Source organism: Mesorhizobium sp. BHbdii, from assembly GCF_053848045.1.
In genome coordinates this window covers 1994216-2010477 of record NZ_JBSPKX010000001.1, presented here as the reverse complement: position 1 = coordinate 2010477, position 16262 = coordinate 1994216, and the positions used below count along the sequence as shown (strand labels likewise).

At 62.2% G+C, this 16262-nt stretch carries 15 protein-coding genes; 11 read left to right on the top strand and 4 right to left on the bottom strand.

The genetic code is table 11. From position 1 onward, the window contains the following. Window positions 1-72 precede the first annotated feature (72 nt). The 3 genes from ACWTU8_RS09720 (at window position 73) to ACWTU8_RS09710 (ending at window position 1900) form a co-directional block, all read left to right on the top strand. Window positions 73-330 carry a GlsB/YeaQ/YmgE family stress response membrane protein gene (locus ACWTU8_RS09720; RefSeq protein WP_029352334.1) on the top strand — a complete coding sequence of 86 codons (258 nt, stop codon included), beginning with the start codon at window positions 73-75 and terminating at the stop codon, window positions 328-330. A 133-nt stretch (window positions 331-463) separates the two neighbouring features. After that, on the top strand, window positions 464-1429 hold the full coding sequence (gene lipA / locus ACWTU8_RS09715) for a lipoyl synthase (protein ID WP_029352336.1): 966 nt from the start codon (window positions 464-466) through the stop codon (window positions 1427-1429). Between the two features lie 12 nt (window positions 1430-1441). Next, window positions 1442-1900 (top strand): type II toxin-antitoxin system RatA family toxin, encoded by a 459-nt coding sequence (locus ACWTU8_RS09710; protein ID WP_095520613.1) that lies wholly within the window; start codon window positions 1442-1444, stop codon window positions 1898-1900. Here ACWTU8_RS09710 and ACWTU8_RS09705 read toward each other — a convergent pair. Continuing rightward, window positions 1876-2385, bottom strand: a complete 510-nt coding sequence (locus ACWTU8_RS09705) for a CinA family protein (RefSeq protein WP_128341808.1) — start codon at window positions 2383-2385, stop codon at window positions 1876-1878. The genes ACWTU8_RS09710 and ACWTU8_RS09705 overlap by 25 nt on opposite strands. Continuing rightward, the gene (locus ACWTU8_RS09700) at window positions 2382-3611 is read right to left on the bottom strand and encodes a bifunctional 2-C-methyl-D-erythritol 4-phosphate cytidylyltransferase/2-C-methyl-D-erythritol 2,4-cyclodiphosphate synthase (RefSeq protein ID WP_455847942.1); all 1230 of its coding nucleotides are present in this window, start codon (window positions 3609-3611) and stop codon (window positions 2382-2384) included. The genes ACWTU8_RS09705 and ACWTU8_RS09700 overlap by 4 nt, the downstream gene beginning before the upstream one ends. 237 nt (window positions 3612-3848) lie before the next feature. Between ACWTU8_RS09700 and dusB the strand changes: the two genes are divergently transcribed. From dusB to hflX, 8 genes are all read left to right on the top strand, one after another. Continuing rightward, a complete protein-coding gene (gene dusB, locus ACWTU8_RS09695; protein ID WP_455847941.1) occupies window positions 3849-4877 on the top strand; it encodes a tRNA dihydrouridine synthase DusB in 1029 nt (342 codons plus the stop codon). After that, window positions 4874-6016 (top strand): two-component system sensor histidine kinase NtrB, encoded by a 1143-nt coding sequence (locus ACWTU8_RS09690; protein WP_029352343.1) that lies wholly within the window; start codon window positions 4874-4876, stop codon window positions 6014-6016. The genes dusB and ACWTU8_RS09690 overlap by 4 nt, the downstream gene beginning before the upstream one ends. Continuing rightward, a complete protein-coding gene (gene ntrC / locus ACWTU8_RS09685) occupies window positions 6013-7473 on the top strand; it encodes a nitrogen regulation protein NR(I) (protein WP_455847940.1) in 1461 nt (486 codons plus the stop codon). The genes ACWTU8_RS09690 and ntrC overlap by 4 nt, the downstream gene beginning before the upstream one ends. A 116-nt stretch (window positions 7474-7589) precedes the next feature. Beyond that, complete coding sequence (locus ACWTU8_RS09680; protein WP_455847939.1) at window positions 7590-9875, top strand: ATP-binding protein; 2286 nt, start codon at window positions 7590-7592, stop codon at window positions 9873-9875. Next, entirely contained in the window at window positions 9865-11226 is a 1362-nt protein-coding gene (gene ntrX, locus ACWTU8_RS09675) for a nitrogen assimilation response regulator NtrX (RefSeq protein WP_065008746.1), read from the top strand. Before ACWTU8_RS09680 ends, ntrX begins: the two co-directional genes overlap by 11 nt. A 181-nt stretch (window positions 11227-11407) precedes the next feature. After that, on the top strand, window positions 11408-12271 hold the full coding sequence (locus ACWTU8_RS09670; RefSeq protein ID WP_455847938.1) for a D-amino-acid transaminase: 864 nt from the start codon (window positions 11408-11410) through the stop codon (window positions 12269-12271). A gap of 145 nt (window positions 12272-12416) precedes the next feature. Continuing rightward, window positions 12417-12662, top strand: a complete 246-nt coding sequence (gene hfq / locus ACWTU8_RS09665) for an RNA chaperone Hfq (RefSeq protein ID WP_006202172.1) — start codon at window positions 12417-12419, stop codon at window positions 12660-12662. Further along, window positions 12663-14054: a GTPase HflX gene (gene hflX / locus ACWTU8_RS09660; RefSeq protein WP_455847937.1), complete on the top strand. Its 1392-nt coding sequence runs from the start codon at window positions 12663-12665 to the stop codon at window positions 14052-14054. A 6-nt stretch (window positions 14055-14060) separates the two neighbouring features. On the opposite strand, the gene mazG is transcribed toward hflX, so the two are convergent. After that, window positions 14061-14885, bottom strand: coding sequence for a nucleoside triphosphate pyrophosphohydrolase (mazG, locus tag ACWTU8_RS09655; RefSeq protein WP_455847936.1), 825 nt, complete (start codon window positions 14883-14885; stop codon window positions 14061-14063). 86 nt (window positions 14886-14971) lie between these two features. Beyond that, window positions 14972-16156: an amino acid aminotransferase gene (locus ACWTU8_RS09650; RefSeq protein ID WP_455847935.1), complete on the bottom strand. Its 1185-nt coding sequence runs from the start codon at window positions 16154-16156 to the stop codon at window positions 14972-14974. Window positions 16157-16262 lie beyond the last annotated feature (106 nt).

Below are 16262 nucleotides of genomic sequence, written 5' to 3'. Positions count from 1 at the left end.
ACGTGAAAGCCAAGGAACTCAACGGTAAGGTAATTCGTTTCCGGATGCATTCATCACACAAGGAGAGGGCATATGGACGTGAATGGCGTGGGCTGGATCGCAGCCATCATCATCGGCGGTTTGGCAGGGTGGCTTGCCGAGATGTTCATGAAAAGCAACATGGGCATCTTGATGAACATCATTCTTGGCATCGTCGGCGCGATCGTGCTGAATGCCATCCTGCAGGCGCTCAACATCGGCGCCTTCGGGGCTGGCTGGATCGCTTATCTGATCACCGGTTTCATCGGCGCCTGCCTGCTGATCTGGGTAGGGCGCATGGTGCGCCGTTAGCTGCTGAACTCTTGCCATGCGAAAACGGCTGTGGCGGCATGCGCCGCCGCGGCCTTTTTCTTTGCAGCGAAAAGTCCTAGATGACTTGTGAAAGCGACCGCCGGAAGGCAATCGCGAATGAACTGGATTTCTGATGGTCACCGTCCTCGACACGATCGCCAATGCGCCGCGCCTGAGGCATCCTGAAAAGGCGCACAAGCCTGACCAGGATGTGCTGCGCAAGCCCGACTGGATCCGCGTCAAGGCGCCGATGTCAAAAGGCTATGCCGAGACGCGCGAAATCGTGAAGTCGCACAGACTGGTGACGGTGTGCGAAGAGGCCGGTTGCCCCAATATCGGTGAGTGCTGGGAAAAGAAGCACGCCACCTTCATGATCATGGGTGAGATCTGCACGCGCGCCTGTGCCTTCTGCAACGTCGCCACCGGCATTCCGACAGCGCTCGATCCCGATGAACCGGCGCGCATCGCCCATGCGGTCAAGCAAATGGGTCTGAGCCATGTCGTCATCACCTCAGTCGACCGCGACGATCTCGCCGATGGCGGAGCTCAGCACTTTGCCGAGGTCATCCGCGCCATCAGGGCGGCAACGCCTTCGACGACGATCGAAATCCTGACGCCCGACTTCCTGCGCAAGGAAGGTGCGCTGGAGATCGTGGTGGCGGCGAAGCCGGACGTGTTCAACCACAATCTGGAGACCGTACCGTCGAACTATCTGACGGTCCGGCCCGGCGCCCGCTATTTTCATTCGATCAGGCTCCTGCAGCGGGTCAAGGAACTCGACCCGTCGATCTTCACCAAATCCGGCATCATGGTTGGCCTCGGCGAGGAGCGGAACGAGATCCTGCAGTTGATGGATGATCTGCGTTCGGCCAATGTCGACTTCATGACCATCGGCCAGTATCTGCAGCCGTCGAAGAAACACCACCCTGTGATCCGTTTCGTCACGCCGGAGGAATTCAAGTCCTTCGAGACGATCGGCAAGACCAAGGGCTTCCTGCTGGTGGCATCGAGCCCGCTAACGCGTTCGTCGCATCACGCCGGCGACGATTTCGCCAAGCTGCGCGCGGCACGGGAAGCGTTTCTCAGGAAGTCCGCCTAACACACTGGTTTCATGCCACAATTCGAAGCCCACCGCCGCGTTGCGCATACGCCGGAACAGATGTTCGCTCTGGTCGCCGATGTCGAATCCTATCCGCAATTCCTGCCGCTTTGCGAGGCGCTGACGGTTCGCTCGCGCAAGGAACGCGACGGACGCACCCTGCTCGTCGCCGACATGAGCATCGGCTACAAGGCGATCCGCGAGACTTTCACCACGCAGGTGCTGCTAAAACCTGGCGAGAAGGCCATCGACGTCAAATACATCGACGGTCCATTCAAATATCTGAGCAACGCCTGGCGTTTCGAGCCGGCCGACGGCGGTTGCAATGTCTGCTTCTTCATCGACTACGAATTCAAGAGCCGTATTCTGGGTGCGGTGATGGGAGCGATGTTCGATCGCGCCTTCCGCATGTTTTCCGAGGCGTTCGAGAAGCGCGCCGACGTCATCTATGGCGCAACGCCGGCAGCCTGATCCGCAGCGAGTGCGCGCAAGCCCAGTTCAAGCGCATGCCTGACCGTCTCCCGGCGGATGAAATTGCGGCCTTTGTCTGCGAACAACTGACATTCGCTGACGACCGGCCGGCCAGTCAAGGCGATACCGAACCAGACCAGGCCGACGGGCTTTTCCGCCGAGCCGCCGCCCGGACCGGCAATGCCGGTAACGGCAAGGGTGAGTCCGGCGCCCGAATGCGCCAACGCGCCGGCCGCCATCTCGACTGCGGTTTCCCGCGAAACCGCGCCGTGCGTCTCAAGCGTGGCGGCGGAAACGCCGAGCATCTCAGTCTTGGCCTGGTTGGAATAGGTGATGAAACCCCGGTCGACCACCGTGGAAGAGCCGGCGATGTCGGTAAGGGCGGCGATGATCATGCCGCCTGTGCAGCTTTCGGCCGTCGCCAGCATGATGCCACGCTGTCGGCAGGCCTGAAGCAGGGCATCTGCGAGATCGCTGTTGCTCATTCGGGGACATCCCCCGGAAACACGACGCTGGCGGTCGCGATAGCCGCTATGCCTTCCTCGCGTCCGACAAAGCCGAGCTTTTCGTTGCTTGTTGCCTTGATAGAAATACGGTCCCGGGAAATTGCCAGCATTTCCGAAAGGGTTTCGGTCATTGCTTCGCGATGTGGGCCGACCCGGGGCGCCTCGCAGATCAGCGTGATGTCGGCATTGGCGATGCGCCCGCCGCGCGCACGCACCAGTCTTGCCGCATGTTCGACGAAGATCCGCGAGGCCACGCCTTTCCACTGCGGATCCGACGGCGGGAAATGCGTGCCGATGTCGCCGGCGCCGCAGGTGGCGAGCAGCGCGTCGGTCAAGGCGTGCAGGCCGACATCGGCGTCCGAATGGCCGGCCAGTTTCTTGTCGTGCGGGATGGAGACGCCGCACAGGACGACATGGTCACCGGGCTCGAAGGCATGGACGTCGTAGCCATTGCCGGTGCGGATGTCCGGAAAACGCAGCCGCTCGCCGGAAAGCCGCTGATCCGCCATCGAAATATCCCTTGCCCAGGTGAGCTTGACATTGTCCGGCGAGCCCGGAACGATTTTCACCGGAATATGCGCCCATTCGGCAATCGCGGCATCGTCGGTGAAGTCCGCCTTGCCCAAGTGATGGGCCTTTTCGTGGGCGGCCAGGATCGGCCAGAACGGGAAGCCTTGCGGCGTCTGGGCGGCATGAAGCCCATTCCTGGAAACCGTCTCGCCGATCATGCCGGCGGCCGACTCACGTTTCAGCGTGTCGGCGACGGGTAAGGCAGGCAGCGCTCCCTGGCGCTCGCCGATAGCGGCGATCGTACGGTCTATCAATTCGGCGTCGACGAACGGGCGAACGGCATCATGGACCAGAACCTGGCTCGGTGCATGGCCTCTCAGCGCAAGCAGCCCGAGCCGGACGGAGTCCTGCCTGGACGCGCCACCGGTCACCGTGATGACTCGATCGGCGTTGGCTCCGGCGGCGCTGCGAAAAAGCGCGTTGTCGTCGGCGTGGATGGCGACGACGACAGGACCGATTCTCGGATGCGCCAAAAACATATCCAATGTGCGCGCGATAACGGCATGGCCACCGATCCTCTGGTATTGCTTCGGGCCGTCGGCCTGACCGGCGCGCGCGCCGCGGCCGGCGGCGACGATAACCACGGCAACCCTAGAGTCCGTAGCCAAAGCTGGCATTTCGCTTGCATCTGTCATGCCGAGACGCTTAGCGCATGATCCCGAAAAGTGGAATCGCTTTTCGGAAGAGATCATGCGCAGATGCAAAGTGCCAAAGGGTCCTTTCCTAAGGACGTACGCCGCTTAGGGCGCGGGTTATGGGCCGAAGGCCAGCATTTTCCCAAATGCGCCTTAATGTGACGTCATTGCGCGTTGCACATTGCTGCCATTCTGGCTAGAGATTGTGCAGCAACTAAAGATGCTTGGTTTTTGTGCATGTTTGACCTCACCAAATTGGCTTCGCCGCTGGGCGTGGGTAGTGTGAGAATCCGCAATCGCGCTTTTCTCGCGCCGATGTCGGGCATAACCGATGAGCCGTTCCGGCAGCGTGCCTATGCGCATGGCGCCGGATTGGTCGTGTCGGAGATGGTGGCGAGCGGCGAGCTTGCCAGGGGCAGGGGCGGTTGTGGCCTTCGCATCCGCCATTCCGGGCTGCCTGTGCACATGGTCCAGCTTGCCGGCCATGAGGCGGCGCATATGGCCGAGGGCGCTCGAATCGCCGCGGGCGAGGGCGCCGACATCATCGACATCAACATGGGCTGCCCGGCCAAGAAGGTGACGGGCGGCTATGCCGGTTCGGCGCTGATGCGCGATCTCGATCACGCTTTGTCGTTGATTGAGGCGGTGGTCGGCGCCGTCGAGGTGCCGATCACGGTCAAAATGCGGCTCGGCTGGGACGAAAGCGCGCTCAACGCGCCGCTGCTGGCGCGCCGCGCCGAGCAGGCGGGCGTCCAGATGGTGACGGTGCATGGCCGCACGCGCTGCCAGTTCTACCAGGGCAAGGCCGACTGGCGCGCCATCGCACGAACAAAACAGGCCGTGTCGATCCCGGTCGTTGCCAATGGCGATGTCGGATCGCCGGCGGAGGCGGCAATGATCCTCGACCAGTCGGGCGCCGACGCGGTGATGATCGGCCGCGCGCATTATGGCGCGCCCTGGACGGCAGGCAGCATCGCGGCAGCCGCGGCAAAAGATGCGGCGCCCGGCGTGCCGGAAAGTCCGCAAGCGCTGGCCGACTACATCGTTGCCCACTACGAGGACATGCTGACGCTCTACGGCATCGAAAGCGGCGTGCGCCAGGCGCGCAAGCATCTTGGCTGGTATCTCGACCGCCACGCTGTTGGCGTCGTTGATCAGCAGCGAAAGGCGATCCTCACCTCCTTCGAGCCCGTCCGCGTCGTTGCCGCGTTGCGCGAGGTGTTTTCACGCGCTGCCGAGGCGATGAACCTGCGGAGCGCAGCATGAACGCCACCGTTGCACAGAGCATGGATATGGCGGACGCCGCCCACATTGTGCTCAACACCATCCGCCGCCCAGTGATCATGGTCGATGCGGACGGGTTCATCACCTTCGCCAATGCCGATGCCGAGGATTTCTTCCGCTCGAGCGCGACCATGCTCGCCCGCAATACACTACCCAAGCTCATTCCCTTCGGCAGTCCGCTGCTGACGCTTGTCGACCAGGTGCGCGAGCGCCGGGCACCCGTCAACGAATACCGGGTCGACGTATCGTCGCCGCGCCTCGGCATCGAGAAGGTCGTCGATCTCTATGTCGCGCCGGTGTCGGAATTCCCGGGCTCCGTCGTGGTGATGTTCCAGGAGCGATCGATGGCCGACAAGATCGACCGGCAGATGACGCACCGCGGTGCGGCACGCTCGGTAACGGGCCTTGCCGCGATGCTCGCCCACGAGATCAAGAACCCGCTATCCGGCATCCGGGGTGCTGCCCAGCTGCTCGAACTGTCGGCTTCCGACGAGGATCGCGCGCTGACCCGGCTGATCACCGACGAGACCGACCGCATCGTCTCGCTAGTCGATCGCATGGAGGTGTTTTCCGACGAGCGGCCCATCGATCGCTATCCGGTCAACATCCATGTCGTGCTCGACCATGTGAAGGCGATTGCCAAGAACGGTTTTGCCAAGAGGATCAAGATATTGGAGGATTATGATCCATCATTGCCTCCGGTTTTCGCCAACCGCGATCAGCTCATCCAAGTGTTCCTCAACCTGGTCAAGAATGCGGCCGAGGCCATTGGCGGCGATCCGCAAGGCGAGATCACTCTGTCGACCGCATTCCGGCCGGGCATCCGTGTTTCCGTTCCGGGAACGCAGGGCCGCGTGTCGCTGCCGCTGGAATTCTGCGTGCGCGACAACGGTTCTGGCGTTTCCGAAGATATCCTGCCGATCCTGTTCGATCCCTTCATCACCACCAAGCCGAACGGGTCGGGGCTTGGTCTGGCGCTGGTCGCGAAAATCGTCGGCGAGCATGGCGGCATCATCGAATGCGATTCGACGCCGCGCGCAACCACCTTCCGCATCCTGATGCCAGCCTGGAAAGAAACGCCGTTCGGCACAGACGATGATGGCGAAGGAGACCGCAAATGATGGTTCGCGGCAATATTCTCGTCGCCGACGACGACGCGGCGATCCGCACGGTCCTCAATCAGGCGCTTTCGCGCGTCGGGCACGAGGTGCGCGTGACGTCCAACGCCTCGACGCTATGGCGCTGGGTGGCGGGCGGCGAGGGCGATCTCGTCATCACGGACGTGGTCATGCCGGACGAGAACGCTTTCGACATGCTGCCGCGCATCAAGAAGGCGCGACCGGAACTGCCCGTCATCGTCATGAGCGCCCAGAACACGTTCATGACCGCGATTCGTGCCTCCGAAACCGGGGCCTACGAATATCTGCCGAAACCGTTCGACCTGACCGAGCTTCTCAACATCGTCAACCGGGCGCTTTCCGAGCCCCGACGGCCGAAGATCGATGCGCGGGCCGACGAGCCGCCGGAAACGATGCCGCTGGTCGGCCGCTCGGCCGCCATGCAGGATATCTACCGCATGCTGGCGCGTATGATGCAGACCGACCTAACGGTGATGATTTCAGGCGAATCGGGCACCGGCAAGGAACTGGTGGCGCGCGCGCTGCACGAATATGGCCGCCGCCGCGGCGGCCCCTTCGTCGCGATCAACATGGCGGCGATCCCGCGCGACCTGATCGAATCGGAACTGTTCGGGCATGAGAAAGGCGCCTTCACCGGTGCGCAGAACCGCTCCACCGGCCGTTTCGAGCAGGCCGAAGGCGGCACGCTCTTCCTCGATGAGATCGGCGACATGCCGATGGAAGCGCAGACGCGCCTGCTGCGTGTCCTGCAGCAGGGCGAGTACACCACTGTCGGCGGCCGTACGCCGATCAAAACCGACGTCCGCATCGTCGCCGCCACCAACAAGGATCTGCGCACGCTGATCAATCAGGGGCTTTTCCGCGAGGATCTGTTCTATCGCCTGAATGTCGTGCCGCTACGGCTGCCGGCGCTGCGCGAGCGGTCTGAGGACGTTCCGGATCTCGTCCGGCACTTCTTCAAGCTCGGCGCCAGCGAAGGGCTGCAGACAAAGCGCATTTCCACCGGCGGCATCGAGCTGATGAAGCGCTATCCGTGGCCAGGCAACGTGCGCGAGCTCGAAAATCTTGTCCGCAGGCTTGCCGCACTCTATTCGCAGGATGAGATTTCCGCCGAAATCATCGAGGCGGAACTGAAGACCGGCGAGAGGCCGGTCGTTCCCGGTGGCGGCAACCTCATTCCCGACGATCTCTCCATCGGCCAGGCGGTAGAACATTTCCTGCAGCGCTATTTTGCTTCCTTCGCAGGCGATTTGCCGCCCGCCGGCCTCTATCAGCGCATTCTCTCCGAGGTCGAATATCCGCTGGTGCTGGCCTCGATGACGGCAACCCGCGGCAACCAGATCAAGGCTGCGGAACTCCTGGGCCTCAACCGCAACACGCTGCGCAAGAAAATTCGCGAACTCGGCGTCAACGTCTACAAATCGACCAGGCCGGCATAAGCGAAGCCTTTTCGGGGGATCAATCGCCGAAACATTTCCGTCCAGGTCACACTTGTTGCATAATCGCCACAATGCGTTGCATACATCCGACGCGATCACTGGCTCTAGACGGCGACATGGCTCCACAGGCACGGACACCGAGCGAAGCGCTTTTCAGCGAACCTGGCACACGGGACGGGCGCCGGCTGCTTGCGCTGCCCGGCGTGGTGGCAATTGCCGGTGCGCTGGTTACGGCGGCGATCTCCTTCGCCATCCTCGTCGGCGCCACGCCGATCACGCCGGACGAGAGGACAACGCTGGCGCTTATCGCCCTCAATGCGGCGTTCATCCTGTTTCTGATCGCGCTGGTCGGCCGCGAAGTGCATCGTATCGTGATGGCGCGCCGGCGCGGCAAGGCGGCGTCGCGGCTGCATGTACGGATCGTGGCGATGTTCGCGCTGGTCGCCGCGATTCCCGCCATCATGGTGGCCATTATCGCCTCGATCACACTCGATATCGGTCTTGATCGCTGGTTCGAGATCCGTACCAAGACGATCGTCAATTCGTCGCTGTCGATCGCCGATGCCTATGTGCAGGAGAACGCGCGCAATCTCCAGGGAACGACCCTGTCGATGGCTTACGATCTCGACGCCTCGCGTACGCTCTACGGCCTCGATCGAACCGGCTTCCTCGATCTCATGAACAAGGAAGCCGTCGGTCGCTCGCTGGCCCATGCCGCACTGGTCAGGCCCGACGGTTCGTTCGTCATGAGCGCCAAGACCGACGCCGATTTTGCCATGCCGGAGCCGCCGGAAGGCGCCATGAGCAGTGCCGCCGACGGCAGGCCGGTGCTGATCGAGCCGAAGACGCGCAACATCATGGGCGCCATTGTCAAACTGCGCGAGATCGAAGGGCTCTATCTCTACACCATCCGGCTCGTCGATCCCGAGGTGATCAAGGCGCGGCAGATTGTCAGATCCAACACCGACGAATATCGCGGTCTGGAAGACAATCGCCGCACTTCGCAGGTGGCGTTCGCACTTCCCTACCTGTCGCTGACGCTGATCATCATTCTGTCCGCCATCTGGACCGGAATCGCCGTGGCAGACCGCCTGGTGCGGCCGATCCGCCAGCTCATCGGCGCGGCCGACGAGGTCGCGACCGGCAATCTCGACGTTGCCGTGCCGGTTCGGCCCTCCGACGGCGACGTCGCCTCGCTCGGCGACACCTTCAACAAGATGCTGCTGGAACTGAAATCGCAGCGTAACGAGATACTGTCGGCCAAGGATTTGATCGACGAGCGGCGGCGTTTTTCGGAAGCCGTGCTTGCCGGTGTCACCGCCGGCGTCATCGGCGTCGATCCATATGGCATCGTCACCATCGTCAACCGGTCCGCCGAAACGATGCTGGCCATATCCGCTACCGCCGCACTCGGGCAAAACCTCTCCGCCGTGCTGCCGCATGTCGGCCGCATCTTCGAGATCGGCCGCAAGTCGGGCAAGCCTGTCCACCGCGAGCAGGTGACCTTCTATCGCGCCGGTACGGAGCGGACCTTCAACGTGCAGATCACGGTCGAGGCCGGCGACGACGGTTCGGAGGAGAAATCCTATGTCGTCACGGTCGATGACATCACCGATCTGGTCCAGGCGCAGCGTTCCTCGGCCTGGGCGGATGTGGCGCGGCGCATCGCCCACGAGATCAAGAACCCGCTGACACCGATCCAGCTTTCCGCCGAGCGCATCAAGCGCCGCTACGGCAAGGTCATCACCGAAGACCGCGAGGTTTTCGATCAGTGCACCGATACAATCATCAGGCAAGTAGAGGACATCGGCCGGATGGTCGACGAGTTCTCCGCTTTCGCACGCATGCCCAAGCCCGAAATGAAGGCCCTCGATTTGCGCGAATCGTTGCGCGAAGCCTCGTTCCTCGTCGAAGTGAGCCGATCCGATATCACCTTCGAGCGCGTGTTCGGCAACGAACCGCTCAAAGGCACTTTCGACAGCCGCCTGATGGCGCAGGCTTTTGGCAATGTTATCAAGAACGCGGCCGAGGCGATTGACGGACTTGATCAAAAGGACCGCCCGCACGGCATAATCCGGATTCAAGCCGGGCGCCAGAATGGTGCGATTCGCATCGATGTCATCGACAACGGCAAGGGGTTGCCGCGCGAGAATCGCCAGCGATTGCTCGAGCCTTACATGACGACACGCGAGAAAGGCACGGGGCTCGGCCTCGCTATCGTCAAGAAGATAGTGGAGGACCATGGCGGCCGGCTCGAACTGCATGACGCGCCGGCGGATTTCCACGACGGGCGAGGCGCGATGATCAGCATCATTCTGCCGCTCGCCGCCACCGTGCCGTCGCGCGGCGAAGGCAAGACGGAAAACGAAAGAGAAACTGAAAAGGTCGGTAATGGCGTCTGACATTCTCATCGTCGATGACGAGGAAGACATCCGTGAACTCGTCGCCGGTATCCTAAGCGACGAAGGTCACGAAACCCGCACGGCATTCGATGCCGACAGCGCCCTGGCGGCGGTAGCCGACCGGGCGCCGAGGCTGATTTTCCTTGATATCTGGCTGCAAGGCTCACGTCTGGACGGACTGGCGTTGCTGGACGAGATCAAGACGATGCATCCGAGCTTGCCTGTGGTGATGATCTCGGGCCACGGCAACATCGAGACGGCGGTCTCGGCCATCCGCCGCGGCGCCTATGACTTTATCGAGAAACCATTCAAGGCCGACAGGCTGATTCTCATCGCCGAACGTGCGATTGAAACCTCGAAACTCAGACGCGAGGTTTCTGATCTCAAGCTGCGCAGCGGCGAAACCTTCGACCTGATCGGCATGTCGTCGGCGATGAGCCAGTTGCGCCAGACCATCGAGCGCGTTGCGCCGACCAACAGCCGCGTCATGATCATCGGCCCGTCCGGGTCGGGCAAGGAACTCGCGGCTCGCGCCATCCACACGCTGTCGGCGCGCAAGAGCGCACCATTTGTCACCCTGAGCGCTGCCAACATCACGCCCGAACGCATGGAGGTCGAGCTGTTCGGTACCGAATCCAACGGTGTCGAACGCAAGGTCGGCGCGCTTGAGGAAGCCCATCGCGGCATTCTCTACATCGACGAAGTGGCCGACATGCCGCGCGAAACGCAAAACAAGATTCTGCGCGTGCTGGTCGAACAGCAGTTCGAGCGGGTAGGAGGCACCAAACGGGTCAAGGTCGATGTCCGAATCATTTCGTCGACCTCGCAGAACCTGGAGGCGATGATCGCCGACGGTCGTTTCCGGGAGGATCTCTATCACCGTCTGGCGGTGGTTCCGGTCATGGTGCCGGGATTGGCCGAGCGGCGGGAGGACATCCCCTATCTTGTCGACAATTTCATGAAACAGATCGCCCGCCAGGCCGGTATCCGGCCGCGGCGCATCGGCGACGACGCGCTGGCGGTGCTGCAGGCGCACAACTGGCCAGGCAACGTCCGCCAGTTGCGCAACAACGTCGAGCGACTGATGATCCTGGCGCGCGGCGACGATATCGATGCACCGATCACCGCCGATCTTTTGCCTGCCGAGATCGGCGATGTCATGCCGCGCACGCCAAACCAATCCGATCAGCACATCATGGCGCTGCCGTTGCGTGAAGCGCGCGAACAATTCGAGAAGGACTATCTGATCGCCCAGATCAATCGTTTTGGCGGCAACATCTCGAAAACGGCCGAGTTCATCGGCATGGAACGCTCGGCGCTTCACCGCAAGCTGAAGTCGCTGGGCGTCTGATTTGCATCATGGCCTACGCAATTATCGGTTACGGCGCCGGCGGAATCGCATAAGAAAGCGCTGCAGCGCCGCGGGTCTTTTGGGACGCTCAAAGGACGCTGTAGCATTTTGATTTTTGCGCATGACCCCGAAAATCGATTCCGATTTTCGGGTCATGCGCTGACTTCTCCTGGGTGACCTCATGCCGCGCATTGCCTATGTGAACGGGCGCTATGTCGCTCACGCCGACGCCTTCGTGCATGTCGAGGACCGTGGTTATCAGTTCGCCGATGGCGTCTACGAGGTCTGCGAGGTAGCGCGCGGCTTCATCGTTGATATGCCTCGCCACCTCGGGCGGCTAAACCGCTCGCTGACCGAATTGTCGATCGCCTGGCCGGTCACGCGGGGCGTGTTGCCGATTATTATGCGTGAGGTGGTTCGCCGCAACCATGTCACCGATGGCCTGGTCTATCTTCAGGTGACGCGTGGCGTCGCCAGCCGTGACTTTATTTTCCCGGCTGCGGGCACGAAGCCGTCGCTGGTGGTGACCGCCAGGAAAGCCGACCCCGCTGCTGCCGCGAAGAGAGCCGAAAGCGGAATCAAGGTTATCACCGTGCCGGAGAATCGTTGGGATCGGGTCGATATCAAGTCGGTCGGCCTGCTGCCAAATGTGCTCGCCAAGCAGAAGGCCAAGGAAGCCGGCGCCCAGGAAGCCTGGTTCGTCGATGCCGACGGCACCGTCAAGGAAGGTGGATCGTCGAACGCCTGGATCATCACCAGGGATGGTGTGCTGGTGACGCGTCCGGCCGAGCACGGCATCCTGCGCGGCATCACCCGCACCACGCTGTTCGAAGTGGCCGCCAAGCTCGGCCTGAAGATCGAGGAGCGCGGCTTTTCGGTCGCCGAGGCCAAGGCTGCGCGCGAGGTTTTCATCAGCTCCGCGACCACCATCGCCATGCCGATCGTGGCGATCGACGGCGCTCCCGTCGCCAATGGCCATCCGGGCTCGATAACACTTTCCTTGCGGCAAGCCTTTTTTGACGTTGCGGAAAAAAGTCCAGCCTGATAACCGCACAGGTGGAATGAACATCAATATATCTCGTTCTGCTTGTCGTTATTGATGGCAAGATGGTGTTTGCGCGCTTGACACGTGCCGGGTAATTTGGCGCATTGAGGTGCAAACCGAAGGGGATCGGCGAAAGACAAGAACAATGGCGGAACGATCGCAAAATCTTCAGGACCTGTTCCTGAATTCAGTTCGCAAAAGCAAAAACCCACTCACCATCTTTCTCATCAACGGCGTGAAGCTGACCGGTGTGGTTACTTCGTTCGACAATTTCTGTGTTCTGCTGCGTCGAGACGGCCATTCCCAGCTCGTCTACAAGCACGCCATTTCCACGATCATGCCGAGCCAGCCGGTTCAGATGTTCGATGGCGAGGAAAGCCAGGGCGCCTGATTGGCACGTAAGAAAGACGCGGACCGCAGCGTTCGCGAAAAACCAGCATATCAGCCGGGGACGGAAGCCGAAGGCCCGACCCGGGCCGTGGTCATCGTGCCGGTGCTTACCCGCCAGCCGCGCGGCGACGAAGACACCAATCGTCCGCGCCTGATGCGTTCCGCCGAGGCCCGCCACGACGAAGCGGTTGGTCTTGCCCAAGCCATTGACCTCGACCCGATCCATACCGCGGTGGTGACCGTCAATGATCCGCGGCCTGCAACCTTGCTCGGCAGCGGCAAGGTCGCGGAGTTCGCCGAGATCGTCAAAGAGGGCCGTGCCGAACTGGTTATTGTTGACCATCCGTTGACGCCGGTGCAGCAACGCAATCTGGAAAAAGAATTGAACGCCAAGGTGCTGGATCGCACCGGGCTGATCCTGGAGATTTTCGGCGAGCGCGCGCGCACAAAGGAAGGTACGCTGCAGGTCGATCTTGCGCACCTCAACTATCAGAAGGGCCGGCTCGTGCGAAGCTGGACCCACCTCGAGCGCCAGCGCGGCGGCGCCGGTTTCCTTGGCGGTCCTGGCGAAACGCAGATCGAGTCGGACCGCCGTGTCCTGCAGGACAAGATCAATAAGCTGAAGCACGAGCTGGAAACAGTGCGGCGGACCCGCGATCTGCACCGCGCCAAGCGCAAGAAGGTGCCGTTCCCGGTTGTGGCGATCGTCGGCTATACCAACGCCGGCAAGTCGACGCTGTTCAACAGGCTGACCGGAGCAGAGGTGCTGGCCGAGGACATGCTGTTTGCCACGCTCGACCCGACACTGCGTCGGGTGCGACTGCCGCACGGCACGCCGGTCATCCTTTCGGACACCGTCGGTTTCATTTCGGACCTGCCGACGCATCTGATCGCGGCCTTCCGGGCAACGCTGGAAGAGGTGGTCGAGGCCGATCTCGTCATCCATCTGCGCGATATTTCGGACCCCGATACGGCCGCCCAGGCCGAGGATGTCGAGCGCATCCTCGCCGATCTCGGCGTCGATGCCGGCGACAGCAAGCGCGTCATCGAAGTGTGGAACAAGATCGACCGGCTCGATGAAGGCAACCGGGCGCGATTGCTCGCCGACGGCATCGACGGCAACAAGGCGCCGCCGATTGCCATATCGGCCGCCACCGGCGAGGGCATCGATGTGCTGAAGACCATCATGGAGACAAGAGTTTCAGGCGAACTGGAAACGCTGACCGTCACGCTCAAGCCTGACCAGCTTGGGTTCGTCGACTGGCTCTACCGCAATGGCGACGTCGTCTCGCGCACCGACAATGACGATGGCGGTATAACCGTGTCGGTCAAAGCGACGCGAAGCGCACACGAAGAGATAGAAACCAGATTGCATCGTAAAAACAATGGATAATTTCGATTACTTCGTGCTTTTGGCTTGCTGCCAAAGCGCCTCCATCTCGTCGAGCGTCGCCCTTTCCAGCGTGGTTCCGGACGCTTCCAGCGCTTGCTCGACATAGCGGAACCGCGACCGGAATTTCTCGTTGGTGCCGCTGAGCGCCGCTTCGGAATCAACCTTGAGATGACGCCCGAGATTGACGACGGCAAACAGCATGTCGCCGAACTCGTCCTTGATCGAAGCTGTATCGCCCTTGGCAAGGGCCTGGCGCAACTCGCCGATCTCTTCCTCGATCTTGTCGAGGATCGGCGTGGCCTCGCTCCAGTCGAAGCCGACGCGGGCCGCTTTCTCCTGCAGCTTGAGCGCCCGGGTCAAAGCGGGCAGGGCGACCGGTACGCTGTCCAGAAAACCATTGCCATGATCCTCAGGATCGTGCCCGCGGGCGAGGCGGGCGTTTCGCTTTTCCGCTTTTTCCTCGGTCTTGATCTTCTCCCACATGCCCTTGGCCATGCCCGCGCTGCGCGCCTTCTCGTCGCCGAAGACATGCGGATGGCGGCGGATCACTTTTGTGGTAATGGCCTGGACCACGTCGCCAAAGGCGAATTCACCGGCCTCCTCGGCCATCTGCGCATGGTAGACGACCTGCAGCAGGAGGTCGCCGAGCTCGTCGCGCAGATCGTCCAGGTCGCCGCGCGCGATCGCGTCCGCCACCTCGTAGGCTTCCTCGATCGTGTAGGGCGCGATGGTCGAGAAATCCTGCTCGATATCCCACGGGCAGCCGGTTTCCGGCGCACGCAGCGCCGCCATAATCTCGATCAGCCGGGAAATGTCTTTCGAAGGTTTCATCTGTCGACGCTATCGTGCAGCGATCACTCAGCCAATGCTGTCACCCGGCAAGGGCGCATTGTCCACAGTTGCCAGCGACGGTCGGCTCAATCGAGCACTGAGACGATCGCCTTGGCGAGCGCGTCCATGCCGTCCTCCGGCAGGCCGGCGACGTTGATGCGGCTGTCGCCGACCATGTAGACACCGTGCTCGGCACGCAGCCGCTCGACCTGCGCTTCGGACAGGCCAAGCCGGGAAAACATGCCGCGATGGCTGGCGACGAAATCGAAGCGATCGGAATTGGACTGCCGCCGCAGCGCTTCGGCGAACTGCACCCGAAGCCGCAGCATGCGCAGGCGCATCTCCTCTAGCTCCGCTTCCCAGTCGGCGCGCAGTGTGGCGTCTTCAAGCACGATGCGCACCGCGGCCGCGCCGTGGTCCGGCGGCATCGAGTACATAGCGCGCGCCGCCGACAGCATCTGGCTCATTGCGACATCCGCCTGCGCGCTGTCTTTAGCCAGGATCATGGCCGCGCCGACACGGTCACGATACACGGCGAAATTCTTGGAGCAGCTCGAGGCAACCACCATTTCCGGAACTTTTTCAGCCAGCAGGCGCAAGCCGGTGGCGTCCGCGTCCAGCCCCTCGCCAAAGCCTTGATAGGCAATGTCGACAAAAGGCAGCAGGCCGCGCTCGATAACCAGGTCGGCTATTTCGGCCCACTGCGCGGTGTCCAGATTGGCGCCCGTCGGGTTGTGGCAGCAACCATGCAGCAGCACCACGTCGCCGCTCTTGGCGGTCGCCAGCGCGCTCATCATGTCGGCGAAGCGAACAGCACCTGATGCAGCGTCGAAGTAGGGATATTCGCGTATCTCCAAGCCAGCGGCGCGCATCACCGGCATGTGGTTCGGCCATGTCGGCTCGGACAGCCAGATCGTCGCGTCGGATCGCGTCCTCTTGAGCAGTTCGGCCACCAGCCGCAGCGCGCCGGAGCCGCCGGGTGCCTGCGCCGCGCGGATGCGCGAAAACTCGGCCGCAGGGCCAAAGACCAGCCCCGCCATCGCTGTGTTGAAGCCGGTATCGCCGGCAAGGCCGAGATAGGTCTTGGTGTCCCGGCTCTGCAGCAGTCGCTTTTCGGCTTCGCGCACGGCGCGCATCACCGGCGTCTTGCCATCGCGATCCTTGTAGACGCCGACGCCGAGGTCGACCTTGCCGGGGCGGGGATCGGCGCGATAGAGGCCGATCAAGGCAAGGATCTTGTCGGCTGGGGCAGGCTGGAGGTCTTCGAACATCGGCGCGGTTCCGTTGGCGGCGGAGTGATACGCAAATCGGCTGTGCTGCGCCAGCGGTTTCATTTGCACCAGGCTGAAAACCGCCAAACCAGGAGACAGGACGCAG